The 25,851-nt window shown below is 41.0% G+C and carries 22 protein-coding genes; all 22 read right to left on the minus strand.

What is annotated here, in order from left to right; all coding sequences use genetic code 11:
• Positions 1-921: a D-alanine--D-alanine ligase gene (locus EAE92_RS07730; protein WP_214067654.1), complete on the minus strand. Its 921-nt coding sequence runs from the start codon at positions 919-921 to the stop codon at positions 1-3.
• Positions 914-2,389 carry a UDP-N-acetylmuramate--L-alanine ligase gene (murC, locus tag EAE92_RS07735; RefSeq protein ID WP_214067697.1) on the minus strand — a complete coding sequence of 492 codons (1,476 nt, stop codon included), beginning with the start codon at positions 2,387-2,389 and terminating at the stop codon, positions 914-916. The genes EAE92_RS07730 and murC overlap by 8 nt, the downstream gene beginning before the upstream one ends.
• Before the next feature lie 55 nt (positions 2,390-2,444).
• Positions 2,445-3,512, minus strand: coding sequence for an undecaprenyldiphospho-muramoylpentapeptide beta-N-acetylglucosaminyltransferase (gene murG, locus EAE92_RS07740; RefSeq protein ID WP_214067655.1), 1,068 nt, complete (start codon positions 3,510-3,512; stop codon positions 2,445-2,447).
• On the minus strand, positions 3,509-4,702 hold the full coding sequence (gene ftsW / locus EAE92_RS07745) for a cell division protein FtsW (protein ID WP_214067656.1): 1,194 nt from the start codon (positions 4,700-4,702) through the stop codon (positions 3,509-3,511). Before ftsW ends, murG begins: the two co-directional genes overlap by 4 nt.
• Positions 4,702-6,012: a UDP-N-acetylmuramoyl-L-alanine--D-glutamate ligase gene (gene murD / locus EAE92_RS07750; protein ID WP_214067657.1), complete on the minus strand. Its 1,311-nt coding sequence runs from the start codon at positions 6,010-6,012 to the stop codon at positions 4,702-4,704. Before murD ends, ftsW begins: the two co-directional genes overlap by 1 nt.
• 2 nt (positions 6,013-6,014) lie before the next feature.
• The gene (gene mraY, locus EAE92_RS07755) at positions 6,015-7,097 is read right to left on the minus strand and encodes a phospho-N-acetylmuramoyl-pentapeptide-transferase (protein ID WP_036777487.1); all 1,083 of its coding nucleotides are present in this window, start codon (positions 7,095-7,097) and stop codon (positions 6,015-6,017) included.
• Entirely contained in the window at positions 7,091-8,470 is a 1,380-nt protein-coding gene (gene murF / locus EAE92_RS07760; protein WP_214067658.1) for a UDP-N-acetylmuramoyl-tripeptide--D-alanyl-D-alanine ligase, read from the minus strand. The genes mraY and murF overlap by 7 nt, the downstream gene beginning before the upstream one ends.
• Positions 8,467-9,954 carry a UDP-N-acetylmuramoyl-L-alanyl-D-glutamate--2,6-diaminopimelate ligase gene (gene murE, locus EAE92_RS07765; RefSeq protein WP_214067659.1) on the minus strand — a complete coding sequence of 496 codons (1,488 nt, stop codon included), beginning with the start codon at positions 9,952-9,954 and terminating at the stop codon, positions 8,467-8,469. The genes murF and murE overlap by 4 nt, the downstream gene beginning before the upstream one ends.
• Entirely contained in the window at positions 9,941-11,707 is a 1,767-nt protein-coding gene (locus tag EAE92_RS07770; protein ID WP_214067660.1) for a peptidoglycan glycosyltransferase FtsI, read from the minus strand. Before EAE92_RS07770 ends, murE begins: the two co-directional genes overlap by 14 nt.
• A 27-nt stretch (positions 11,708-11,734) precedes the next feature.
• Complete coding sequence (gene ftsL, locus EAE92_RS07775; protein WP_246545074.1) at positions 11,735-12,052, minus strand: cell division protein FtsL; 318 nt, start codon at positions 12,050-12,052, stop codon at positions 11,735-11,737.
• On the minus strand, positions 12,052-12,996 hold the full coding sequence (gene rsmH / locus EAE92_RS07780) for a 16S rRNA (cytosine(1402)-N(4))-methyltransferase RsmH (protein WP_214067661.1): 945 nt from the start codon (positions 12,994-12,996) through the stop codon (positions 12,052-12,054). The genes ftsL and rsmH overlap by 1 nt, the downstream gene beginning before the upstream one ends.
• A 2-nt stretch (positions 12,997-12,998) precedes the next feature.
• On the minus strand, positions 12,999-13,457 hold the full coding sequence (gene mraZ / locus EAE92_RS07785) for a division/cell wall cluster transcriptional repressor MraZ (RefSeq protein ID WP_214067662.1): 459 nt from the start codon (positions 13,455-13,457) through the stop codon (positions 12,999-13,001).
• A gap of 647 nt (positions 13,458-14,104) precedes the next feature.
• On the minus strand, positions 14,105-15,112 hold the full coding sequence (gene cra / locus EAE92_RS07790; RefSeq protein ID WP_214067663.1) for a catabolite repressor/activator: 1,008 nt from the start codon (positions 15,110-15,112) through the stop codon (positions 14,105-14,107).
• Positions 15,113-15,199: 87 nt separating this feature from the next.
• Positions 15,200-15,691, minus strand: a complete 492-nt coding sequence (ilvN, locus tag EAE92_RS07795) for an acetolactate synthase small subunit (protein ID WP_181147808.1) — start codon at positions 15,689-15,691, stop codon at positions 15,200-15,202.
• Between the two features lie 2 nt (positions 15,692-15,693).
• The gene (ilvI, locus tag EAE92_RS07800) at positions 15,694-17,421 is read right to left on the minus strand and encodes an acetolactate synthase 3 large subunit (RefSeq protein ID WP_214067664.1); all 1,728 of its coding nucleotides are present in this window, start codon (positions 17,419-17,421) and stop codon (positions 15,694-15,696) included.
• Positions 17,422-18,454: 1,033 nt separating this feature from the next.
• Positions 18,455-19,636, minus strand: coding sequence for an MFS transporter (locus EAE92_RS07805; protein WP_214067665.1), 1,182 nt, complete (start codon positions 19,634-19,636; stop codon positions 18,455-18,457).
• Positions 19,637-19,685: 49 nt separating this feature from the next.
• Positions 19,686-20,357, minus strand: a complete 672-nt coding sequence (locus tag EAE92_RS07810; protein ID WP_110090836.1) for a dTMP kinase — start codon at positions 20,355-20,357, stop codon at positions 19,686-19,688.
• Positions 20,350-21,483: a radical SAM protein gene (locus EAE92_RS07815; RefSeq protein WP_110086064.1), complete on the minus strand. Its 1,134-nt coding sequence runs from the start codon at positions 21,481-21,483 to the stop codon at positions 20,350-20,352. The genes EAE92_RS07810 and EAE92_RS07815 overlap by 8 nt, the downstream gene beginning before the upstream one ends.
• Positions 21,480-22,331, minus strand: coding sequence for an inositol monophosphatase family protein (locus EAE92_RS07820; protein ID WP_110086065.1), 852 nt, complete (start codon positions 22,329-22,331; stop codon positions 21,480-21,482). Before EAE92_RS07820 ends, EAE92_RS07815 begins: the two co-directional genes overlap by 4 nt.
• Complete coding sequence (locus EAE92_RS07825) at positions 22,328-23,350, minus strand: hypothetical protein (RefSeq protein ID WP_110086066.1); 1,023 nt, start codon at positions 23,348-23,350, stop codon at positions 22,328-22,330. The genes EAE92_RS07820 and EAE92_RS07825 overlap by 4 nt, the downstream gene beginning before the upstream one ends.
• Before the next feature lie 17 nt (positions 23,351-23,367).
• Positions 23,368-24,411 carry a nucleotidyltransferase domain-containing protein gene (locus EAE92_RS07830; RefSeq protein WP_214067666.1) on the minus strand — a complete coding sequence of 348 codons (1,044 nt, stop codon included), beginning with the start codon at positions 24,409-24,411 and terminating at the stop codon, positions 23,368-23,370.
• 778 nt (positions 24,412-25,189) lie between these two features.
• Positions 25,190-25,756 (minus strand): RBBP9/YdeN family alpha/beta hydrolase, encoded by a 567-nt coding sequence (locus EAE92_RS07835; protein WP_214067667.1) that lies wholly within the window; start codon positions 25,754-25,756, stop codon positions 25,190-25,192.
• Positions 25,757-25,851: the final 95 nt, after the last annotated feature.

Genomic DNA, 25,851 nt, shown 5'->3' on the forward strand with positions numbered 1-25,851 from the left:
TCAATCAGCCAACTCCAAAATTTTTGCCACCAATTGTGAAAAACTTAATCCAGCCTGACGCGCAGCCATCGGCACCAAGCTGTGACTGGTCATCCCTGGCGATGTATTCACTTCCAGCAAATAGAAACCGCCATCACTATCCATCATGATATCTACCCGTCCCCAACCACTACATCCTACTGATTGATAAGCTTTAAGCGCCATTTCTACCAATTGCCGCTCTTTTTCATCACTTAAACCGCTTGGACAAAAATACTGTGTTTCTTCAGACAGATATTTTGCATCATAATCATAAAAAACAGCAGCGGGTTGAATACGAATAGAAGGTAAAGCTGTATCGCCAAGGATAGCTACCGTGTATTCCGGGCCGTACAACCATTTTTCTATCAGTAAATCAACGTCATAACGAAACGCTGCCTCTAATGCGTCACGCAACTCCGAAATCTCATTAACCTTAGTCATACCAACACTGGAACCTTCCAGACTTGGCTTAACAATTAATGGCAAACCTAAATCTGCTACATATTCTTGGAGTTGAAAATCCGTCAATCGTTCAAATTGCTGAGAATTCATTGAAACATATGGCGAAACCGTCAATCCAATCCCTTGCCATAACTGTTTCGTGCGCAATTTGTCCATTGACAGTGACGAGGCCATCACGCCACTACCGGTATAGGGTAACTGCAAAAATTCTAATACACCTTGCAAAGTACCATCTTCCCCACCACGCCCATGAAGCGCGATAAAGACTTTCTCAAATCCGGCCTCTTTAAGTTGAGTCACAGGAAAATCTTTTGTATCAACTGGATGAGCATCAATACCTGCTTCTCTCAAGCCAGCCAACACGGCGTGTCCCGATAACAGCGAAACTTCACGTTCAGCGGAAGTTCCACCCAACAGTACCGCGACTTTCTCAGCCATTGTGTTTTTCCTCATTCAAAGATGGCTGTAATTTTGTTTCAGCCAGATTACGCGCTATTTTGCCTATATTGCCGGCCCCTTGAACCAGAATTAAATCATTACCATCCAGCACCTGTGCCAATGCAGCGGTCACCTTTGCCGGATCAGATACCAAAATCGGATCTAACTTACCGCGACTACGGATAGTACGGCACAACGAACGACTATCCGCCCCCGGAATAACCGCTTCACCCGCGGAGTAAACATCCAACATCAACAATACATCCACCTGATTCAATACATTGGCAAAGTCATCGTATAAATCACGGGTTCGGGTATAACGATGAGGTTGAAATATCATCACAATACGTTTATCCGGCCAGCCAGCACGGGCGGCTTTAATGGTTGCATCCACTTCCGTTGGATGATGACCGTAATCATCAACCAACATTGCACCGCCCTCTTTGCCATTAACATGTTCCAGAGAAAAATCGCCCAAAAAATCAAAACGGCGTCCGGTTCCCTGAAAACCTGCCAACGCAGCTAAAATATCACTGCCAGAAATCCCTTCCTCAGTCGCAACAGCCACTGCCGCCGCGGCATTCAGCGCATTATGACGACCAGGCGCATTCAATACGACTTTCAAATCCGCCATATCTTGACGACTGACAGTAAAATATCCCTGAGCGCCTTTTTGCTCATAATGGGTAATACGAACATCTGCTTCTTCACTAAAACCATACGTCGTGATATAGCGCCCCACACGAGGAATTAACTCTTTGACAACCGGATCATCAATGCACATAACTGCACGCCCATAGAACGGTAAGTTGTGCAAAAAGTTAATAAACGTCTGTTTCAGGTTTTCGAAGTCACCATGATAGGTATCCATATGGTCTGCTTCGATATTCGTAATGACCGCCACCATCGGCTGCAAATGCAAGAAAGAGGCATCACTTTCATCAGCTTCCGCAATTAAATAACGGCTACTGCCAAGACGAGCATGTGTTCCCGCGGCTTTAACTAAACCACCATTAACAAAAGTGGGATCTAAGCCAGCCTGTGCATAGATGCTAGAAATCATCGCTGTTGTGGTTGTTTTACCGTGAGTCCCGGCAATAGCAATACCATGACGGTAGCGCATGAGTTCCGCCAACATCTCCGCTCTGCGAATAACCGGAATTCGGGCCTCACGAGCAGCAACAATTTCCGGGTTATCCGCCTGAATTGCGCTTGAAGCCACGACCACACTGGCATCCAATATATTTTCAGGACGATGGTTAAAATAAATCTGAGCGCCCAACTTAGTCAGTTGCCGAGTTACCGGGTTTGGCGCCAAATCAGAGCCACTAATCTGATAACCTTCATTAGCCAACACTTCGGCGATCCCCCCCATGCCAGCACCACCAATGCCAACAAAGTGGATGTGCCTGACTTTTCTCATCTCAGGCACGAAAGCTCTTAATTTCGCCAGTTGTTGTGTATTCACGTTTTCTTCTTCACTATGTATGTTTGCTTCACCGCCCCTTTTAAGGCGGTCTAAATCATTTTTTTGCCGCATCGATTAATGCCGCAGATACTCGCTCAGTTGCATCAACAATTGCTGCCGAACGGGCTTTTTCCGCCATTTCCAACAATTGCGGACGTTGCCACTGAGTTAACAATTCGATTACTGAATCAACTGTAAATTGTGGTTGCTCCAGTATTTTTGCCGCGCCAACCTTTTCTAGAGGTAGCGCATTCCAGTATTGCTGACGATCTTTATGCTGAAATGGCACAAAAATCCCAGGTAATCCCGCGGCAGACACTTCACTAACCGTCAACGCGCCAGAGCGACAAATCACCACATCAGCCCAGGCATAAGCTTGTGCCATATCGTCAATGAATTCAGTAATCTTATGTCGGCATTTAACTGAATTGTTATAGGCATGCTGAACACTTTCTTTAGCCCCTTTGCCTGTCTGATGCCAAAGAGTAATTTTATCACCCATACGGGCGGCAATTTCAGGCATTGTCTGGTTAAGAATTCTCGCCCCTTGACTGCCACCAACAACCAGAACCCGAATCGGACCTTCGCGCCCTGTCAAACGTTGTTTAGGTATAGGCAGTGCCAACACATCTTCGCGGACAGGATTGCCCACAACGGGCGCTTTAGGAAATGCGCCGGGAAAGGCTTGTAAAACAGTCGTAGCAATTTTAGCCAACCACCGGTTTGTCAGCCCGGCAATACCATTCTGTTCATGCAACACAACCGGAACACCGCACATCCACGCAGCAATACCGCCGGGACCAGAAACATATCCCCCCATGCCAAGCACAACATCTGGCTGATAGCGACGTATAATCCCCCTTGCCTGACAGATTGCTTTGAAAATTCGGACCGGGGCAGCTAATAATGCTTTAATTCCTTTACCTCGTAGCCCAGAAATCTGAATAAATTCAATGTCAATGCCATGTTTCGGTACTAAATCGGCTTCCATCCGATCCGCTGTTCCCAACCAGAGAACGTCCCAGCCCTGGTCTTTTAAATGATGAGCTACAGCCAACCCTGGGAAGACATGTCCTCCGGTTCCACCTGCCATCACCATTAAACGCCGGGTTTTGCCACTCATCGGGGGCTCCTTACAAACGCCTGAGCTTTTGCCAAGCGTGTTTCAAAATCAATTCTTAATAGCAATACGATAGCTGTCGACATAATCAGCAAACTTGAACCACCGTAACTAATCAAAGGTAAAGTCAACCCTTTAGTTGGTAACATACCTGCGGCGGCCCCAACGTTAACCAGAGCCTGAAAACTGAACCAGATACCTACCGAACAAGCCAGAAAACCCGAAAAACGCTGATCCATCTGTAATGCGCGACGACCTATCGTCATTGCGCGAAAAGCGACGAAGAATATCATTAACAACACCAAAACCACACCTACGTAACCTAATTCTTCTGCCAAAACAGAGAAAATAAAGTCAGTATGCGCTTCCGGCAGGTATTCCAGTTTCTGTACTGAATTTCCTAGTCCTTGCCCTAAAAATTCCCCACGACCAAAAGCCATCAAAGATTGCGTTAATTGATAACCTTTGCCGTATGGATCTTCCCAAGGGTCCAGAAAGGAAGTTACACGGCGTATACGGTAAGGTTCAGCAATGATTAACAAAACCACCGCGAATACCCCTGAACCAATAATCGCGAGAAACTGCCATAGCTTCGCCCCGGCCAGAAATAGCATTGCCAGCGTTGTTACAAACAGTACAACCACGGTTCCCAAGTCAGGTTGAGCCAGAAGCAACACCGCTAACACAACCATCACGCCCATTGGCTTACAGAACCCCCAAAAGTTATTCCGCACTTCCTCTACTTTGCGCACCAAATAACTGGCGAGATAGCAAAATAGAGAAAGTTTCGATAACTCAGCAGGTTGAATCCTCAAAGGCCCAATAGCAATCCAACGCGATGCCCCATTTACTGAATTTCCCACCACCAGAACAACCAGCAACAAAATAACGGAAATAAGCAGCATCAGATTGCTATAACGTTGCCAGAAATCCATCGGGATACGCAGTGTGATCAATGACACCCCGAAAGCCAGCAAGAGATAAATCGCATCACGTTTAGCAAACAGAAACGGATCTTCTGCCAGACGCTGCCCAACCGGCATTGATGCTGATGTCACCATAACAAAGCCGATAATTCCCAATCCGAGTGTCAGCCAAACCAGTGTGCGATCATATAACACCATATTGGCGGCATCCGTTTCACGGCCACCAACAACCCAGTCTTTTAATCTACTGAATCCCGGAATAGACATCAGCCCAACTCCTCTGCCAAACGGGTAAACTCATGACCACGCTGTTCAAAATTACGGAACTGATCAAGGCTTGCACAAGCAGGAGATAACAGCACCATGTCACCCGCCACCAGCCGCGGAGCAATATCACGCATCGCCTGCTCCATAGTTTCAGTTAATGTCGCTATTTCCGGGCGTAGTTGCGCCAGTCGTTTCCCATCCCGACCAAAGCAGTAAAGCCGGATTTTCTCCCCACAAAGGAGAGGCTTAAGCGGAGAAAAGTCTGCCGACTTACCATCACCACCTAACAGCAAATAAAGCGTACCCTCCAGGTTCAAACCATCGAGCGCCGCCACCGTACTGCCAACATTGGTCGCTTTAGAATCGTTAATCCAACGCACCCCGTTGTTCAGATGAACAAGTTGGAAACGATGGTCAAGCCCTGGATAAACCGTCAATGTCGCCAAACTGGCTTCACGAGGAATACCAACCGCATCAGCTAAAGCCAATGCAACCAACCCATTGACGTAGTTATGTCGTCCAGTCAGCTTAATTTCATTTGTCGCCAGCAGTGATTGGTTGTGAACTTTCAAACAGGCATTTTCACTATCAAGTTGGTAGTCGCCACAATCGACACCAAAGCTGACACAACGGCTGTCCATACCCGTTTCAGGCAGTGTCAGGGGATCTTGAGCATTCACAATGCATCTCTTCGCCTGACGATAAATCCTCAATTTAGCCGCTCGGTACTGAGATACCCCCTGAGGATAACGATCCATATGATCCTCAGTCACATTAAGCATAGCGGCTGCGGTTGCGTTCAGGCCATACGTGGTTTCCAACTGGAAACTGGAGAGCTCTAAGACATAAAGCTGACAAGATTTCTTCAACAATTCTAATGCAGGCAGGCCAATATTACCGCCAACCCCCACCTGCCAATTAGCCGCTTTCGCCATTTCACCGACAAGACTGGTAACAGTACTTTTACCATTAGAGCCAGTAATGGCGACTATCGGAGCTGTTGCTTCACGGCAAAACAACTCGATATCGCCAACAATTTCGATACCTGCATTAGCCGCAACCTGCAATTCCGCCGTTGCCAAAGCAACGCCTGGGCTTACAACAATCAAGTCAGCATCCATCAACCAACCAGTATTCAGGCTTCCACTGTGACACTCAACACCATCGGGCAGATTATCCTTGCCGGGTGGCGCCGCACGCGTATCCATCACTCGCGGGATCACACCTCGCGCCATAAAAAAGTCAACACAGGAGAGACCTGTCAGCCCCAACCCGACAATGACGACTTTTTTACCCAAATAATCCGCCATGATTAACGCACCTTCAATGTTGCCAGGCCAATCAGCACTAGCATCAGAGAAATAATCCAAAAACGCACAATAACACGCGGTTCTGGCCAGCCTTTCAATTCATAGTGATGGTGAATAGGCGCCATACGGAAAATACGCTGCCCGCGCAGTTTAAAAGAACCCACCTGTAAAATAACTGACAGGGTTTCTACCACAAACACACCGCCCATAATCACCAGTAGAAACTCCTGGCGTAGCAACACAGCAATCGTCCCCAATGCGCCGCCTAATGCCAAAGAACCCACATCACCCATGAAAACTTGCGCCGGATAAGTGTTGAACCACAAGAAGCCTAGCCCGGCGCCAACAATCGCAGTACAGACGATAACCAGTTCGCCAGCATGGCTCAGATAAGGGATATGCAGATAGTTAGCAAAATTGACGTTACCTGTCGCCCATGCCACCAAAGCAAAACCCGCCGCGACAAAAACGGTTGGCATAATTGCCAAACCATCCAATCCGTCCGTCAGATTCACTGCGTTACTGGTTCCGACAATCACAAAGTAGGTCAACAGAATGTAAAGTACGCCCAGTTGCGGCATCACATCTTTAAAGAATGGCACGACCAATTGCGTTGCAGGAGTATCTTTACCGACGCTGTACATGGCAAACGCCACCCCTAATGCCAAGACGGACTGCCAAAAATACTTCCAGCGGGCAATTAACCCTTTAGTATCTTTGCGCACGACTTTGCGGTAATCATCCACAAAACCAACAATGCCGTAACCAATCAGCACAATCAGCACGCACCAAACATAGGGGTTATTCAAACGCACCCACAACAGTGTAGAAATCGTAATTGAAAGTAAGATCAGCAAACCGCCCATCGTCGGCGTACCACGTTTGCTAAAGTGAGATTCCGGCCCATCGTTGCGAACAACCTGCCCAATTTGTAATTTTTGCAGGAAGGCGATCATGCGCGGCCCCATCCATAATGCGATAGCCAAAGCAGTCAGCAGGCTGACGATAGCTCTAAACGTCAAGTAAGAAAAGACGTTAAAGCCGGTGTGATATTTGACCAAATATTCGGCCAGCCAAACTAACATGTGAAGCTCTCCTGTAATGCGTGGACAATATCTTCCATTGTGGTATTGCGCGAACCTTTAACTAACACTGAAATGACCTTGTGTTGTTGTAATAGCGGAACCAATGTTGCGATCAATGCGGCTTTATCCGCAAAATGCTGACCACAACCGCTTGCCTCACTAACATGAATACTTAATTTGCCGACACTGAACACACTATCGATACCGCAAGAAGCGGCGGTTTCACCAATCTGACGATGGTAATCTTCTGACTGTTCACCCAATGCCCCGATATCGCCGACTACCAGCACTCGGTAACCCGGCATCTGTGATAACACCTGAACCGCAACAGTCATTGAACCAACATTGGCGTTATACGTGTCATCAAGCAGCAATTTTCCTTCTGCCAGATTGATTGGAAACAACCGCCCCGGTACCGCTTTCAGCTCCGACAAACCCAGACGAATATCTCGTAAAGTCGCGCCAACAGAGATTGCCAACGCACTGGCCGCTAACGCATTGGCGACATTGTGTTTCCCAGGCAACGGCAAGTTGATTTCTATGCTGCCAATAGGCGTATGCAGACAAAAATCCGTGGTCAGTTGTTTAACCTGAATATCCGTAGCGTAAAAATCAGCACCTGATGCTTGTTGCATGGAAAAACGCTGTACTGTTTTGTCGCCGATAACCTGTCGCCAGTGAGTCCAGTCATTGCTTTCCAGATTGATAATCGCCGTACCTTTTTCTGGCAGGCCGGTAAAAATCTCGCCCTTAGCTTTTGCAATACTCGCAAGAGAACCAAAATCCGCTAAGTGCGCAGCAAACAGATTATTGACTAATGCCGTTTCTGGCCGGACCATTTCCACGGTATAGGCAATTTCACCGACATGGCTTGCACCTAATTCAACCACAGCAAACTCATGTTGTTCCGTCAGTCTGAACAATGTCAGCGGTACGCCGATATCATTATTCAGGTTACCCGCGGTATAGAGCGTGTTGCCACACTGACGCAAAATCGCCGCAGTCATCTCTTTCACCGATGTTTTACCGGACGAACCTGTTAACGCAACAACACGCGCATTACTCTGCTGGCGAACCCAACCCGCTAATTTACCCATTGCTAAACGAGTATCTTTAACCACGACCTGTGGAAAGTTAACATCCAACACACGGCTGACAAGCAAAGCACCGGCGCCAGCTTTTACTGCATCAGCAAAAAAATCATGAGCATCAAAGCGCTCACCTTTCAGGGCAATAAACAGACTGCCATTTCCAATCTGACGGCTGTCAGTAATCACATCATTGATACAAATATTTGCTGCCTGCTGTTCAGTCACCTGATTCAATACGCCATTCGTGACTTGTGCCAGTTGTTGCAAAGTGAGGGAAATCATGCAATCACCCCCAATAACCGAGCAACAGTTAACCGGTCCGAATAATCCAGACGACGATGGCCGACTAATTGATAATCTTCATGGCCTTTACCCGCTATCAATACAACATCATCTGCTTTTGCCTGCATAATAGCGTTGGTTACCGCTTCAACACGTCCATGAATCGCTATCGCTCTCCCCGGGTCAAGAAAACCCGTCAGAATGTCAGCAACAATTGCCTGTGGTTCTTCATTGCGCGGATTATCATCAGTCACAATCACACAATCGGCCCACTGTTCCGCAACGCCTCCCATCAATGGGCGTTTACCTTTATCACGATCACCACCACAACCAAAAACACACCAAAGCTTACCTTGACAATGCAAACGTGCAGCCATCAAAGCTTTTTCCAGCGCGTCAGGTGTGTGAGCATAATCAACAACGACAACGGGTTTGCCCGGTGCAGTGAATACTTCCATTCGTCCACAGACAGGTTCCAGGCAGGAAGCGGCTTCAAGCAGTTTTTCCAACGGATAATCCAGAGCTAATAGGGTGGAAAGCGCCAACAACAGATTGCTGACATTAAATGCCCCCATTAAAGAACTATCAATTGTACCGCCACCCCAGCTAGACTCGAAGGTGATAGATACCCCTTTATCGTGATACTTTATTTCACGCGCCGCCAACCAGCGGCCCTGCCAATTTTCCGGCAAACGGTTTTCCATCGTTACAGCAACCGCTTGTGGTAAATGGGATAACCATTTCAATCCAATCTCATCATCAGCATTAATAATTTGTTGCTTCACATTATGAGCGGAAAATAGCAGCCATTTAGCGGCTTCGTAGTGTTCCATATCACCGTGATAATCAAGATGGTCACGGCTCAAATTGGTAAACACCGCCGCCTCAAACGGCAACGCAGCCACACGCCCCTGAACCAGTCCATGAGAAGAGACTTCCATTGCCGCAAAAGTCGCCCCTTGCCGAACAAGTTGTTGCAAATCCAGTTGGATATCAACAGCCGAGCCTGTGGTATTTTCACTTGGCGCCACATGCCCCAGTAAACCATTGCCAACAGTTCCCATCACGGCGCTGGTTTCCCCTAACCCGTGACTCCACTGCGCAAGTAATTGAGTAGTGGTTGTTTTACCATTGGTTCCGGTTACACCAATCAAGTGCAATTTATCACCAGGGTGACAATAAAACTCACCAGCTAACTGTGACAACTTATTATTCAAATCGTTCACATAAACAACCGGAATACCATGCATAATTTGTACGGTTCCGTTATCAGCCTCGCCCTGGGCTTCTGCAATAACCGCCGCAACCCCTTGTGCGATGGCTTGAGGAATGTAGTGTCGACCATCTGTCTGGTGCCCTTTAATAGCAACAAACAGATCTCCGGCAGACGATTTACGGCTGTCCAATGTCATTTCGCGTAACTCACGCACTGGGGCGTCAATACCTAACGGCGCGAGTAAATCGCGTAGATTACGATCTGCCACCTGTATCCTCTTTCTTATTAATCACAAATTCGTTTTTATCACCTGCCGCCAAAGCATCTGGCTCCACATTCATGATGCGTAGAGCGCCCCCCATAATGGCGCCAAATACCGGCGCAGAAACCACACCACCGTAATACTTACCTGTCAGTGGATCATTAATGACCACAACCAGTGCAAATCTTGGGTTACTTGCAGGGGCAACACCTGCGGCGTAAGAGATATATCGATTAGCGTATTTGCCATCCGGCCCGACTTTCTTGGCTGTACCCGTCTTGATTGCAATCCGATAACCTTTTATCGCAGCCCGTACTCCACCACCGCCAGGCAAAGCCACACTTTCCATCATATGAACGACTGTTCGCATGATAGGCTCAGGAAATACTCTTGTGCCGGGCACAGGTGGATCAACTTTGGTAATTGACAGAGGACGATAAATACCCAAGCTACCAATCGTTGCATAGACCCGCGCTAACTGTAACGGTGTTACCATTAGCCCATAACCGTAAGAAAAGGTCGCTCTCTCAAGGTCTGACCACCGTTGTTTTCCTGTTGGATATAAGCCACTGCTTTCTCCAACCAACCCCAGATTGGTCGCCTTTCCTAACCCAAAACGTGAATAAACATCCACCAACTCTGTCGCAGGCATAGCTAACGCTAGCTTAGAAACACCGACATTACTCGATTTTTGTAAAATACCAGTGATAGATAATTCCGAATGACGGGACACATCTCTAATTTCTTTACCGCTTATCCTGAAAGGTATTGTATTAATAACCGTATTTTCTTTGATGATACCATCATTCAGCGCAGCCATTACCACCATCGGCTTAACAGTGGAACCTGGCTCGAAAATATCGGTGATAGCACGGTTGCGCATCGCGTCTTTTAGTGTATTGACGAGATTATTTGGGTTATAAGACGGGCTGTTTGCCATCGCCAGCACTTCTCCGGTATTAACATCCACCAATACCGCTGTACCGGATTCCGCTTTGTTAAAGGCCACCGCATTGGTTAATTCGCGGTAAACTAGCGCCTGTAAGCGTTCATCAATACTCAATACCAGATTGTGTGCCGCCAGACTATCAACAGATGAAATATCTTCGATGACACGACCAAAGCGGTCTTTACGTACAGTTCGTTCACCCGGTTGACCCGTCAGCCAACGATCAAAACTTTTTTCTATACCTTCAATACCCTGACCATCAACGTTGGTCACGCCAATAATATGTGCCGTTACTTGACCTGCCGGATAATAACGCCGGGATTCCTGACGCAAATAAATCCCCGGCAATTTCAGTTTATGAATGTAATCGCCAACCGATGGGTTAACCTGACGCGCTAAATAAACAAAACGGCCTTTCGGATTAGCATTAACTTTGTCGGTAAGTTGCTCAATAGGCAAATTAATGGCATCAGATAAAGCTTTCCAGCGGGTATCATCCGTAATCCCCCCTTTTTCAAATACCTCTTTCGGATCTGCCCAAACAGCATTGACTGGAACGCTGACAGCCAGAGGCCGTCCCATACGGTCACTGATCATACCGCGAGCGGTAGGGATTGATTGTACGCGCAGGGAACGTAAATCACCTTCTTTAACCAGTTGATCCGGGTTGATGACTTGCAAATAAGTCACCCTCAGCAATAAGCCAACTAAAGCCACGGCAATCCCTCCGCACAACAGAGCAAAACGCCAGCTAACAAAACTGGCTTTATCTTCTTGCCGTTTTAATTTCACGGAGCGTGCTGCTTTCATCACTTACCTTTTAATAATTAAATTAACTCACTGTGAAACAACAATGTTTTCCTGAGCAGGATTAACATGCTGCATATGCATTTTTTCAACAGCAATCCGCTCAACTCGACTGTGATCACCTAAAGCATTTTCTTCGAGGATAAGATTGCGCCACTCGATATCTAATGCATCCCGTTCCACGACCAGATGTTCTCTTTCAGCCGTCAATAAGCGGGTTTCATGTGCAATGGTTACAACGACTATGGCCGAAACCAGTACAGCGACTAGAAGAATCAACGGTATTTTGGCATTTTTGAGTAAATCGTTGCCGATAATACCGGTTAATCCGCGACGTTCACCTGCCATTATTCACTAACTTTTTCAGCAAAACGCAAAACAGAACTGCGAGCCCGTGGGTTATCAGCCACTTCTTCCTCTGAAGGTTTCATCTTGCCAATCGATTTCAAGCTACGCCCACCTTGCGCTTTCAGTTGCTCTTCTGTTAACGGCAATCCCGCTGGCACCTGTGGCCCTCGACTATTCTGACGAATAAATCGTTTAACAATACGATCTTCCAGCGAATGGAAACTGATAACTGAAAGTCTCCCCTGTGGCGCAAGCACTTGTAATGCCCCTTCCAGCGCTTGCTCAATTTCTTCCAGCTCACTGTTGATATAAATCCTAATCGCCTGGAAGCTCCTGGTTGCAGGATGCTTATGTTTTTCTTTTATTGGGCTAGCCTGAGCAATTAAATCGGCTAGCGCTTTTGTTCGGGTAATGGGATCTTCCTGATTGCGTGCCACAATTGCCCTGGCGATACGTTTGGCGAAACGCTCTTCACCAAATGTTTTCAATACCCAGGCAATATCATCTGCTGTCGCACGCATCAGCCATTCTGCTGCTGATTGCCCGCGAGTCGGGTCCATCCGCATATCTAGCGGCCCATCGCGCATAAAAGAAAAACCGCGTTCCGGATCATCCAACTGAGGCGAAGAAACACCTAAATCCAGCAATACACCATCAATTTCGCCAGTCAGTCCGGCGTTTTCTATATAGTGAGCCAATTTAGAAAATGGCCCATGTACAATTGAAAAACGCGGATCTGTGATCGCTTTTGCCACTTCAATCGCTTGCGGATCTCGATCAATTGCAATTAAACGACCTGCCGTTCCCAATTGAGACAAAATCAGACGTGAATGCCCACCACGACCAAACGTGCCGTCAATATAGATTCCATTTTCACGAATATTCAGTCCGTTGACTGCTTCATCCAGCAATACGCTGGTATGTTTAAAATGACTATTTGCCATATTTATAGTGATAATTCCTGTAGCCGTACTGATAAAGGTTCCTGTGTGGATTGCTCAGCCGCAATGTCATCCTTAACCTGTCGATACCAAGCCTGCTCATCCCACAATTCAAATTTGTTGAACTGACCAACCAGCATAACCTCTTTGACTAGCCCTGCATGCTGACGCAATGTACTGGCTAGCAAAAGACGTCCTGCACTATCCATCTGACATTCACTGGCATGACCTAAAAGCAAACGTTGCACCCGACGCTCCGCCGGATTCATGCTGGATAAGCGAGAAAGTTTTTCTTCAATAATTTCCCATTCAGATAATGTATAGAGCAACAGGCACGGCTGATGAAGGTCGATGGTACAAACCATTTGCCCTTGCGACTCCTCATTTAGCATAGCCCGGTATCGGGTAGGTACGGTGAGCCGCCCCTTACTATCGAGATTAATCTGCGTTGCTCCACGAAACATACTCAGGTCGCCCCTGGTGATCAAGAATTACCACTTTATCCCACTAATCCCCACAATAAGGAGTTTACGGATGGGACGAAAACCTTGTCAAGCCAGAGCCGATGCGCTTTAGCTATATTTGATGGCAGGATTTTGGCTGTTGGGAGGCATAATTATTAAATTTAGCAATATCAATAATAATTAACACCATGATAATTCTGAATAATTTTACAAGCACAAAGAGAGTAAATGTTTACGATAAAATAATAAAAAAATAGTTGTGTGATTAATTTATTTACATAATTTACATTTCATTACTATTTAACCACCGTGCAGCAATGTTTATCATTCTATTTGATGAACTCAACACTCAAACTAACTAGCAGCAAAAAACCACAAGATAAATATTATTAAAATCAATTTAATATATAAAATAGGGTAAAAAAACGGGGGTAAATAGACAAATCCCAAACTCAAATAAGCGCTGTTCCATGCGCTTCTCCCTACTGAATAATTTATGTATGAACGAAATTGCTATTTGCTCGCGCTGAAACACCCAACGTAAGGATTGCTTGAAAGTTGCCTTTACACACTTCTTTTATGACAAATCCGATATGACAAATCCGACAACCAAAACCCCTCATCAGAAAATTAATGAGGGGTTTTTATCATCCTTTTCGACTCAGGCTTCCTCGACGACATAAGTCGCGATGTATCCGTGTGATACCTGGCCCTGGCTTCTGCTTTTCATCCAGACTCGCTAACACCAGCTCCAATACCCGTTCAGCAATTTCACGGTGACGCTGCGCTACAGAGAGCACTGGACATTCAAGGAAATCCAATAATTCATGATCACCAAAAGTCGCGATAACCAATTGATTTGGTAAACGGCCGCTGTGTTTAAGGGTAACATCCATGACCCCTTGCAACAGGGCAAAAGAGGTGGTGAACAACGCTTGCGGCATTGGATGAGTTTCTAACCATTTGGAGTACACTTCAGCAGCCGCATCACGCTCATAGCTGTTTGAGTAAAGATACATCACTTTACGAGGATCATCTTGCCATGCTTCACGGAACCCCTGTTCACGCAGGAAACTGACTGATAATTCAGGTAATGCGCCGAGATAAAGCACAGATTCAGCCGGAAATTGACGAAATTCTTGCGCCAACATCTTTGCATCTTCAAAATCATCACCCACTACGCTGATAAAGTGTTCATTTTCAAGCGCCCGATCAAGAGCAATAATAGGCAAAGAACGATTTGCCCAGCGTTGATAAAAAGGATGCTCCGGCGGTAATGCGGTAGAAACAATAATTGCATCCACCTGACGTTGCAACAGGTGTTCAACACAGCGCATTTCATTATCAGGTTGGTCTTCCGAACAGGCTATCAATAACTGATAGCCACGTTGACGAGCCTGACGTTCCAAATAATTAGCAATACGGGTATAGCTGGTATTTTCTAAATCTGGAATAACCAAACCAATAGAACGGGTACGCCCTGCACGGAGACCGGCTGCCACAGCATTAGGATGGTAATTATGCTCTCTAACCACCGCCATCACTTTTTCTACCGTTTTATCACTGACACGGTATTGCTTGGCTTTACCATTAATTACATAACTGGCCGTTGTGCGTGAAACACCTGCAAGGCGGGCGATTTCATCCAGTTTCACATTAACTCCTTATAGACCCCAAAAAAGGCCCTACTTTATCGCAGAGCCTGATAAATGTATGCATATTGCCCCGCAGTTTGCGATTTTTTATCGCATAATTTTATCCCCGCGAGATACACCGACAATACCTGAACGAGCAACTTCAACAATTTCTGCGACATCTCGAACAGCATCAAGAAATGCATCCAATTTATCGCTGGTTCCTACCAATTGCACGGTATATAAGGTCGAAGTCACATCAATGATCTGCCCACGGAAAATGTCAGTGCTGCGTTTGATCTCTTCACGTCCATATCCGCTGGCCTGTAATTTGACTAACATGATTTCACGCTCTACGTGAGAACCCGACGCCAACTCGCTGACTCGCAACACATCCACCAACTTGTGCAACTGTTTTTCAATCTGTTCAAGTACCCTTGCATCGCCTTTAGTCTGAATTGTCATTCGCGATAATGTCGGATCATCAGTTGGGGCGACAGTTAAACTTTCAATGTTGTAGCCGCGTTGGGAAAACAGACCAACAACCCGGGACAAAGCCCCTGATTCGTTTTCAAGTAACACAGATAAAATCCGGCGCATAATCAGGTTCTCTCCGTTTTGCTTAACCACATCTCATCCATTGCTCCTCCACGGATCTGCATAGGATATACGTGTTCAGTTTCATCCACTGTGACATCAACAAATACCAGCCGCTGATTTTCAGTCACTTCTTTCAGGGCCTCCGCCAATTTACTTTCCAATTCATCATAACGTTGGATAGAAATGCCAATATGACCATAAGCCTCAGCCAGTTTGACAAAATCAGGCAAGGATTCCATATAAGACTGAGAGTGACGGCCAGCATAAATCATATCTTGCCACTGTCTTATCATCCCCAGGAAACGGTTATTCAAATTCAGAACCAGCACCGGCAGCCCATATTGCAACGCGGTAGACAGCTCCTGAATATTCATCTGAATACTGCCATCCCCGGTAACACAGACTACCGTCGCTTCCGGCTTCACCAGTTTAACGCCCAAAGCCGCCGGTAAACCAAATCCCATCGTTCCCAAACCACCGGAACTGATCCAACGCCTTGGTTTATCAAATGGGTAATGCAATGCAACAAACATCTGATGCTGTCCAACATCGGAAGTGACATAAGCTTCCCCCTTCGTCAGACGATAGAGAACTTCAATAGCAGCTTGTGGTTTAATTTTTTCACCACTGCGATCAAAACTGAGACATTTACGGCTGCGCCATTGCTGAATAGATAACCACCAATCTTTTAGCGCATCGGGATCTTGTGTGTCTTCCACTGTCTCCAGCAACGCCAGCATTTGCCCAAGCACCTGTTTAGCATCACCAACAATAGGTACATCTGCGGAAACCGTTTTCGAAATTGATGTCGGATCAATATCAATATGTAATACCGTTGCTCCCGGGCAATACTTTTCCAGATTATTGGTAGTACGATCATCAAAACGTACACCGACAGCAAAAATGACATCTGAATTATGGATTGCTTTGTTAGCTTCGAATGTACCATGCATACCGAGCATGCCTAGGCTTTGCGGATGAGTTGCAGGGAAACTGCCTAATCCCATCAGGGAGCTAACAACAGGGATATTGAATTTTTCTGCCAATACCAATAATTCTGCTGAACAATCTGCGTTAATCGCCCCCCCGCCTACATATATGACCGGTTTTTTCGCATTCAATAGTTTTCTCAGTGCCCGCTTAATCTGCCCTTTGTGTCCTTGAATCGTTGGACTATAAGAACGCATACTGATCTGATCAGGATAAATATAGGGTAATTTTACTGCCGGATTTACCGTGTCTTTCGGTAAATCAATAACGACGGGTCCCGGACGACCACTGGAAGCTAGATAGAAGGCTTTTTTCAGTACCTTCGGAATATCCTCCGCTTTTTTCACTAAAAAACTATGTTTTACGATCGGGCGGGATATCCCTACCATGTCACATTCCTGAAATGCATCATTGCCAATCAGGGAACTGGCGACTTGACCGGATAATACAACCATCGGAATTGAATCCATATAAGCTGTGGCAATACCGGTAATGGCATTGGTTGCTCCAGGACCGGAGGTGATCAATACCACACCAACCTTCCCGGTAGAACGGGCATAGCCATCAGCCATATGAACTGCCCCCTGCTCATGACGTACCAGGATATGCTCAATACCCCCAACCGTATGCAGGGCATCATAAATATCCAGTACTGCCCCTCCCGGATAACCGAATATATGCTCAACGCCCTGATCAATTAACGATCGGACGACCATTTCAGCTCCTGATAACATCTCCATAGGTTTTCCTCCAGGCTCTGTTTGCAAGTTAATAAATCGGAAGTGACTTCCACTTTTATTTTAGTAAGACGAATAGCCTCTCAGCGATATATTGATGCTGAGTTAATTAACATAACGCTAGAAACAGGCGTTAGCAATGTGAGTAAAGGCAGAATAGCAATTTTCTGACAATTCCAAATGTCTCCGGTAAGCGTTATCTTACTATCAAGAAGCTAAAAATAAGTAGAATATGAGCGGCTATACCTAAAAAGAACGACAACATATAGGTATTATCCAGTATATATACGATAAAAAACTAAAAAGCAGTTTTCAAAATCGTTTAGGTCACCGAAGTATGAAGCTGATAAAGGGAATGCCGACAAACGCCTCAGATAATTTGACCGTCATTTCCTCGTTTTTGGATAGCAATTGCAAATAATGCATTCGAGTAAAATCTTTTTACTCCATTTTAATTAGAGAATATATAGAAGCTAGCGTTTATTCCTGGAATAGTAATTCCATATATTCAATATTCACTTGGATATATAAATATTCATTTTCATAACTAAACCACCAGACATAATAATTAACCAAATGATATTTTAAAATAGAAAAAATTATTTACACGGCTCATGAAATAATCTTAATAACTCATAAAAGCATATTCCCACATTAAATAAAACTCTATATAATACATTATTGAAAAATTAACCCCTTAAGAGTAAATTAACTTAATAAATAAATCATTAACTCTTGCAGAATATAAAATCACACCAAAAAACCTCAATATAAACTCATTATCCATAGTGAAGAATATATATTTTGGCACTAGCCATCCCATTTGATTTATTTAAATTAAACTTTAATTCACACTATCCTGAATTTATTATTAGTGATAATCTATATTCATTAAAATAATCCTTTAGCATAGCCAAGTTATGAATATAAGTAAACCTAGCATATCTACAAAACAACAAGACATTTATTTACAACATTGAATTGTCTTTTAATACCTTTTCTAATACATCCTCCATTGGCTCTCAGTAAAACTATGTCATGACGTGGATTTACGATTTATTAAAGTGACCACAATTATGGTTAAAAAAATACCTATAAATGTTGTAAAAAAAACGATGCTTATGGGAAAAAAATAAGATATTGTCGAACCTATCAAAGGGCCAATAAACATGGAAAAACCAACAGAAATTGACGTTAAGCCAAATATTTTAGCCGAGTTATCATTAGTTGCGAATTTCTGCATATGAATGGTAACAATAATATTATTCATAGACGATCCTACTCCTATTATTACCATTGCTAAAAATATAAAAAATAAACTGATTTTATCAGGAAATAAATCGTTAAATTGATTTGTTATTCCTATTAAAAGATACCCCAATCCCCACAAAAAGAATGAAAACAACATAATATTTAAAGATATGTTAATTTTATACTTTCCAAATAATAAACCAATTAGAATACCTGAAACACCTGAAAGACACATAGCAAAACTATAATGGCTTCCATTTAATCCCTGCTTCATAAAGCTAAGAGCTATTAGGCTATCTGATAAATAGCCAAAACAAGTTAAAGTAGAAATAACAATAAATGAAGATAATATTCTATTATCTTTCATTATATTAAAGTAATTAATTAGTGATATCTTGTTTTTTTTGCGGTCAACATTAATCAATGGTTCTGAAACAAAAATATATAAAACTGCTGAAATAAAATAAAGCACTGATATTAAAATAAGAATTTGTTTTACTGAGTAATAGATAAGAATAAAGCCTAAAAATAACGGGGCTAACATTTTGTATATTTGAAATAAAACCTGCCAATAACTAAAGTTTTTTTCAAATTGCTTGGTTGATATGTTTTTTAATATTAAAAAATTAGAAGGTCCTAAAAATAAACGAAGGATATTTTTAATAAAAGAATAAAGAATATATATATTAATATCATCAATGTTGTATTGAAAAGCAGTAATAACACCACAAAGTAACGAAATGATAACAATGTACTTTTTCGGTTTTATATGTTCATCGACAAATGACGAAACATAGGGCGTTAGAAATAGTAACGATGCAGCATATGAAATTGTATATAAAGATGAGTATATCGCTCCACCGTTCCAGTGATATGTGATTAGCGTGAATGATATTATCATCTCCAAATACAAGGTAAAAGAATTTCCTGAGGAAGCTAATATTAATTTTCTAAATTCTTTATCCATTATTTTCCTCCAGATAAAATAACCTAAATAAATATAGGTCTTGCAATAATTACATTTTTTTCAGTATTTCCACTTGAATAATATCTACTATTAATTTAATTACTGCATCTTTAGTTAAGGTGTCAGTATCAATAATTTCCCAAGTGTCATCATAAAACGTCTGGTATTGATTAAGAACATGTTTTTGATATTCTATGAAATCATAATTTTCATTTGTCTCTAATTTTCCAGACTCACTAGGTTTTAATATTCTTTTCCTTTTTTCAGCAATGTCTGGAGGAACATCAAGATATATAACCATATCTGGTTTTGTGTTTATAGATAGAACCGATTTACTTAATTCTGCTAATTCCGTGGATTTAAGTAAGAATCTTGCCAAATATTTATAATACCAACTATCACATATAATAATTTTACCTTGCAATAAACAAGGTTGAATAATTAAACTATCTAAAACAGAAAACCATGATGCTATCAATAGAATCCAATGCCGGTCACCAAGTTCACCCAATGGAGCTGAAATGTCATAATCCCAAAGGATATCTCGTATTTTTCCCATGTGATACATACTATATCCAGATGGTAGTAAAGGATAATTTTTATCTAAAAAAACAATATTATTATAATCTAGAGATAAAATATCATAAATCTCGCGTGAAATTGTTGATTTACCTGCACCATCATTTCCTTCAAAAGCTATAAATAACCCGCGTTTAATCATTTCTTTTTTCCCCGTAGTACGCTTCAGTATCAAGTGAATTTCTACCACTACCGATAATAAATGGTTTGAATCCATATTTTTGATATAATTTATGCATCTCAGCATATGTTTTGTAAATATCTTCAAAAACAGGTCTAGGGTGATTTTGATATTCAGAACCATGATCGGGATGAAAAACTGCTATTGCTGGAACTATGCCGTTTTTTGAAAAAAATTCCATTCCTTGCACTAAATCATTTAAAGGTTCTAATCCCGCTACAAACCCAACATAAACATTGCCTTCACCTAACTCTGAAACAGCAGCTAGGTATGCTTCTAATAGATTATTTCTCCCGTAGTCCTGTGATTTACCAGGACATATCTGATCAAATAATTTAGCATTAAATATTTCTAAACTAATAGCCCAGCTATCAACAAATTCAGAAATTCCCTTTATTTTATTTAAATTTCTAGGGGGCATTGATATTAGATGACTGTTAAGGTTGTTTTTTTCACAAAAAGGTTTTAGAGAAATTAATAATTGTTTGTGCATTTCAAAACCAATATCATAATTACGAGTTGTACCACCATTGATGAGTACTCTTTTATATCTATTAATGTTGTTAGCTTCTATTATATTCATAACTTCAATTACTTTTGACGGTCTAATAGACTTTTTATGATCTGATAAACTATTTCTAGCTTCACCTAATGAACAAAATTTACACTGACGGCCATCATTAAAATAATAACAATGCCCTGGAGAGAAAAAACCTAAAGTTGTATCACCGTATACCGTGACGTATTCTTCTACTCTACTGCCATCTGAAAGTTCTATGCCATATATGTCTGGTTTAATGGGAAATATAACCTTAAAAAAATTGTTGTCGGCTTTTATGTAAAAATTTCCATTTTTATATATTAAATCATAATCAGAATTCTCATTATAGTTACAGGCAATAATTGTACCATCTTCTAAAATAACCTCTTGAGGTACGGAATGTGTTGTTTCTAATTTAGAGCTATCACCTGTTCCGTACGCCCTTCTTTTAGGAATAAAATTTCGTTTACTGTACTCACATATCACGTTTTTATCATATTTTAATCCAGAACATAATACTCTAATTTTTAATTCTATAGTGTTCATTTTTGTATCCTCATTAATTCTAATATTGTATCCCCTGCACTTTTAGAAGAAACAGCTATGATTGCTTTTTTCTCAAAAAATAAAGAATCCGTAGGTGATAGAATATTATAACTATTTCCATCACGAGTCATTATGTATCCCCCTGACTCCTCAAGGATTAGTTTAGCTGCTGCTATATCTACACAACGTTCGTGCCCCATAAGTGATAAATCTAAGAATACATGTAAAACGCCACTAGCGATCAGGCATATATCTAAACTTGAACAAGATGAGATTCTTACTTTATTTGCTTCATTAATAATTTTATTCTGAACCTCTGTATATTGATTATTTTTCGCCCTATGAAATGATACTCTCAAATCATTTAGTTTAAATGAGGGGCTTATATATATTCGCTTACTGGTATATATGCTTTGTATATAAGAACCTTCTCCCAATGATGCTTTATATATAATGTCTCTTGGAATATCATATACCCAACCCATAATGTATCTATCATTCTTGTAAACAGCTATTGATGTAGTATAGGCAGGATAACCCATAAGCAAGTTATGAGTACCGTCAATAGGATCAATTAGTAAGTAAACCTTATCTTTAATATTTACAGATTGTGATTCAGAATCGTCTTCTGAAATAATGGTTACCTTGAGTTCTGATTTATCCAAGTGCTCGTAAATTATATTATTTAAAATGATATCTATTTCTACTGTTTCACCATAGTATTTGTTATCATATCCGATATGAATAGTAGAAAGCTTGGCAAGCCATATTCTACGAATCTCTTCCCTGAGTTTGTGAAGGTATATTTCTAAATAATTGCTAACTTCATTACTGAATACATACCTCATGTGACATGATCTCCCAAATAGATGAGTTTTTTATGCCAATCCTCAGCTGTTAAATATGCTATTGTCTTTTTTACATCAAATAATCTGCCTGCATAAATTGCATAATCTGACGATGAAAATGCCCCTAATGTTTTTGGGGAAAATGATACTTTATATATTTTCGATTTATACCCAACTAAATTTACAAGCATCTTGTAAGCTAATTGAATGCTGCCTCCTGTATAGGATTTATCAATTATCAGCCAACTTTCGTTTTCTTTTCCTTTAAATTTTGGGTATATTTCATTGAATAATTTTCTTTTATGCAGTAAACCACTATCATTTTCACGATGTATTTCGCAGAAATATATATTTTTGTCTAGTGTTTTTGCATGATAAGATAACGCAAGGGGGATTCCTCCCGAAATAATAAATAATTTGTTTTTAGCTATCGCAAAAATCTTATCCCACAAGTAATGATCTTGGTAAATGTTTTCTATGTTTAATGTGGGGCAAGTTTCCAGTGAAAATAAATTAATACTTTTACTGTATTCGTAACGAAACTCATCATATAAATCAATTGTTTTTTGTGGAGCATCCTTTAATTTTACTGATTTATCAAGCCCTCTTGAATATATTAATTCTAATTTATTTGTTATTCCTTTATTTATTATTGTAGATAGGATGTTTTCTTTATTTCTTTTTAACTCACATAGTTCAGTACCATATAAGGCTAACTCTGGATCTAAGCCATATCCATTTACTAAATTACCCATATCAGAGGTAAGTTTATTTATATTTAAATAATCAACTAATTCATTCCAAATATGTATTATTTCAGAGCTTGATAATCTTGATATGGGTGATGACAAATTACTTAAGTCCATTAACATTTCTTCCGCATCGCGTAGATGAAATATTGTTTCTTGTAATTGGCATCCATTATTTACTTGGTTCAAATATTCTTGAAAATTATTAGTTTTGGTTCCCTTTAATGTTCTCCAGCAGTGGTGCCTACTTATAATCTTTATTCTTTCCATTGCATTCCTCATATGTATTATCTTGTTAATGCCCCTAGTCTTTCGAATTCCGATATATAAAAACTAGCATTTGTATTAGTTATTCCAAGTTTTTCCAACTCTGAAACAACTTCAAACTCTGTTTTTTCATTATCTATTACTAACCAAACCCTATATGCATCTGAATTGATTTCACATAATGCTTTTTTTGCGAAAAGTATTAATTTCCCATCTTTACACAGGGCTCTATACCATAAATTCTTTATTATTGGTTTATTATTTTCATCTGATAATGAAATGTCGGATGTATTAGCTATTCTCTTTTTGGTAAAAGATACATTGTAACTAAAAATATCTTTTCCTTGACAATAGTCTAAAGTTAATTGCCACATTTTTGCAACTGAATTTATGTAATCAATTGTTGCAATATCATTGATTACATTAAATTTTGAACAAACCATCAAGTATATAGATGTTATTGGATGGTCTTTTCCAAACACCTTCATTGCATTTTGATAGCGCCACTTTATTAAAGTGGATGTGTTTTCACTTGAAGCCAGGATATAATCCATTGCTGAGTTAACTGTTCGTTCAAAGTTGAATGCTGCTGATATTAGGTCATTATTTAAAATATTTCCAATCCCATCGGAAAAACACTTTTCTCCAAAGTTTTTTGCTTTGGTCTTAAGTATTTCACATAATTTAGCTTTATTTATTCCTCCTTTTAATTTGTCAAAATTATTTGATTTTATAATCGATTCCCCTGTTAATATCCTATGAGATAAATGTAATTTATACCAATCGGAGTTTAAGCTTCCATTGTTGATTATCTTCATGATTTCTTTTATCTCTTTTAAAGAGATTATCGTCACTTCTAACATTCCGATATCGGATGGAATAAATATCTCTTCACATTCTTTTTCTAGTTCTCCCTCCAATATAACATAGACATCATAATCAGATTTTGGCGTTGCAAACCCTTCAATGACTGAGCCTGACAAGTAGCAAGTATACAGATCAGCATCATTAAATTTTTTATTTATTATTTCTGTTATTTTCCTTTTTACGTTAATTATGTCCATGCTTTACCTTTTACCTTTTATCTTATAAATGAAAGAACAAATAAAGGAATAAAGGTTATGATATACCTTTATTCCTTTTTCTATTAATTAGGTGACGAACTCATTAAACCATTATCATAATTTAATGTTTCATCATCAGTTAGTGGTCTAAATGCTTGTGCTGTTATCACATTCACTTTATTTCCCTCCGGGGTGTTTGTTTTGACAAATACACTGGATTAAAATTTAATTCAGTTTTGTAATATTAACAGTTTTTATTATTTCAACTATATAATAGTTAATTATTTGTGGGTATCATCACAACTAAAAATGTAACCTATTGAAAAAATTGTGCATTTTTTGTTACTTTTTGTGATGAAAATTGTACCGACCTTGGTATGCTTTTCAATAGGTTAATTTGACGTAATTATTTGAATTTATTGCTATTATTCTTTCGGTCATGCATTCAATGCAGTGATTATCATGTAAAATTCTGTCATTTATTAAAAAATTTTTGATGGTCAAAGTTGACGTGAAGCGCCCGTTTTGTCAGCAGACCTCACCCTTTGTCAGACGACAGAGAACTTCGATAGCAGCTTATGGTTTAATTTTTTCACCGCTGCGATTAAAAATGCAGAATATATATTTTGGCACTAACCATTCCACTTCATTTATTTAAATTAAGTTTTAATTTACACTATCCTGAATTTATTATTAGTCATAATCCATATTAATTAAAATAGCCAAGTTATGAATATAAGTAAACTTGGCATATTTACAGAACAACAAAGACATTTATTTATAACATTGAATTGTCTTTTAATACCTTCTCTAAGTTAGGAAAAACAGTAAAACCGTCGCGATCTAAAAAATGCCCGCCATCAGGGAAGCCATATAATTCAGCCCGGAGCTGCTGACTTAAATTTAATGTAAACTGTGGAGGTACAATTTCATCATTAAGCGATAATATTACTATTCGTTGGTTTATTCTGTGTATAAGGGGATGAAAATCCAAGTTCTCCTCAGTAAATATACTTAATTCGGGTAAAGTCGATAATTTTTCATAAAATCCTGCAATTAATACAATCCCGCCAATATTTACATTATCAGGTAAAGATGAAATATAACGGAGTGCGGCAATACAACCCAAGCTATGCCCAATAAAAAGCGTTTTTTCATTAGGATTAGGTACACTCTCCTGCAACTTTTCTTGCCATAAATGAGGTGAAGGAGCGTGAGATTCAGGCATTTCCGGCACTATTACCCGAACATTTGACCTTTCATATTGACTTTTAAGCCAAGGAAACCAATGATGATCAGGAGTCGCCATAAGGCCATGAACAATAACCATATTATCAAAATTCATCAATTCACCTCATTATACAAAAATGTGTCTTATTTACTATACATGCGCACCGCACAAGTACAAAATACTATTATTTCATTTTTATAACCATCTTT

Source organism: Photorhabdus hainanensis (assembly GCF_018448965.1).
Taxonomy (GTDB): Bacteria; Pseudomonadota; Gammaproteobacteria; order Enterobacterales; family Enterobacteriaceae; genus Photorhabdus; species Photorhabdus akhurstii.

Bases quoted from the DNA above. Each gene is read 5' to 3' on its own strand.
- EAE92_RS07730 (WP_214067654.1), bottom strand. From the start codon at position 921: ATGGCTGAGAAAGTCGCGGTACTGTTGGGTGGAACTTCCGCTGAACGT.
- murG (WP_214067655.1), bottom strand. From the start codon at position 3,512: ATGAGTGGCAAAACCCGGCGTTTAATGGTGATGGCAGGTGGAACCGGA.
- ftsW (WP_214067656.1), bottom strand. From the start codon at position 4,702: ATGTCTATTCCGGGATTCAGTAGATTAAAAGACTGGGTTGTTGGTGGC.
- murD (WP_214067657.1), bottom strand. From the start codon at position 6,012: ATGGCGGATTATTTGGGTAAAAAAGTCGTCATTGTCGGGTTGGGGCTG.
- mraY (WP_036777487.1), bottom strand. From the start codon at position 7,097: ATGTTAGTTTGGCTGGCCGAATATTTGGTCAAATATCACACCGGCTTT.
- murF (WP_214067658.1), bottom strand. From the start codon at position 8,470: ATGATTTCCCTCACTTTGCAACAACTGGCACAAGTCACGAATGGCGTA.
- EAE92_RS07770 (WP_214067660.1), bottom strand. From the start codon at position 11,707: ATGAAAGCAGCACGCTCCGTGAAATTAAAACGGCAAGAAGATAAAGCC.
- ftsL (WP_246545074.1), bottom strand. From the start codon at position 12,052: ATGGCAGGTGAACGTCGCGGATTAACCGGTATTATCGGCAACGATTTA.
- rsmH (WP_214067661.1), bottom strand. From the start codon at position 12,996: ATGGCAAATAGTCATTTTAAACATACCAGCGTATTGCTGGATGAAGCA.
- mraZ (WP_214067662.1), bottom strand. From the start codon at position 13,457: ATGTTTCGTGGAGCAACGCAGATTAATCTCGATAGTAAGGGGCGGCTC.
- ilvN (WP_181147808.1), bottom strand. From the start codon at position 15,691: ATGCGCCGGATTTTATCTGTGTTACTTGAAAACGAATCAGGGGCTTTG.
- ilvI (WP_214067664.1), bottom strand. From the start codon at position 17,421: ATGGAGATGTTATCAGGAGCTGAAATGGTCGTCCGATCGTTAATTGAT.
- EAE92_RS07805 (WP_214067665.1), bottom strand. From the start codon at position 19,636: ATGGATAAAGAATTTAGAAAATTAATATTAGCTTCCTCAGGAAATTCT.
- EAE92_RS07810 (WP_110090836.1), bottom strand. From the start codon at position 20,357: ATGATTAAACGCGGGTTATTTATAGCTTTTGAAGGAAATGATGGTGCA.
- EAE92_RS07815 (WP_110086064.1), bottom strand. From the start codon at position 21,483: ATGAACACTATAGAATTAAAAATTAGAGTATTATGTTCTGGATTAAAA.
- EAE92_RS07820 (WP_110086065.1), bottom strand. From the start codon at position 22,331: ATGAGGTATGTATTCAGTAATGAAGTTAGCAATTATTTAGAAATATAC.
- EAE92_RS07825 (WP_110086066.1), bottom strand. From the start codon at position 23,350: ATGGAAAGAATAAAGATTATAAGTAGGCACCACTGCTGGAGAACATTA.
- EAE92_RS07830 (WP_214067666.1), bottom strand. From the start codon at position 24,411: ATGGACATAATTAACGTAAAAAGGAAAATAACAGAAATAATAAATAAA.
- EAE92_RS07835 (WP_214067667.1), bottom strand. From the start codon at position 25,756: ATGAATTTTGATAATATGGTTATTGTTCATGGCCTTATGGCGACTCCT.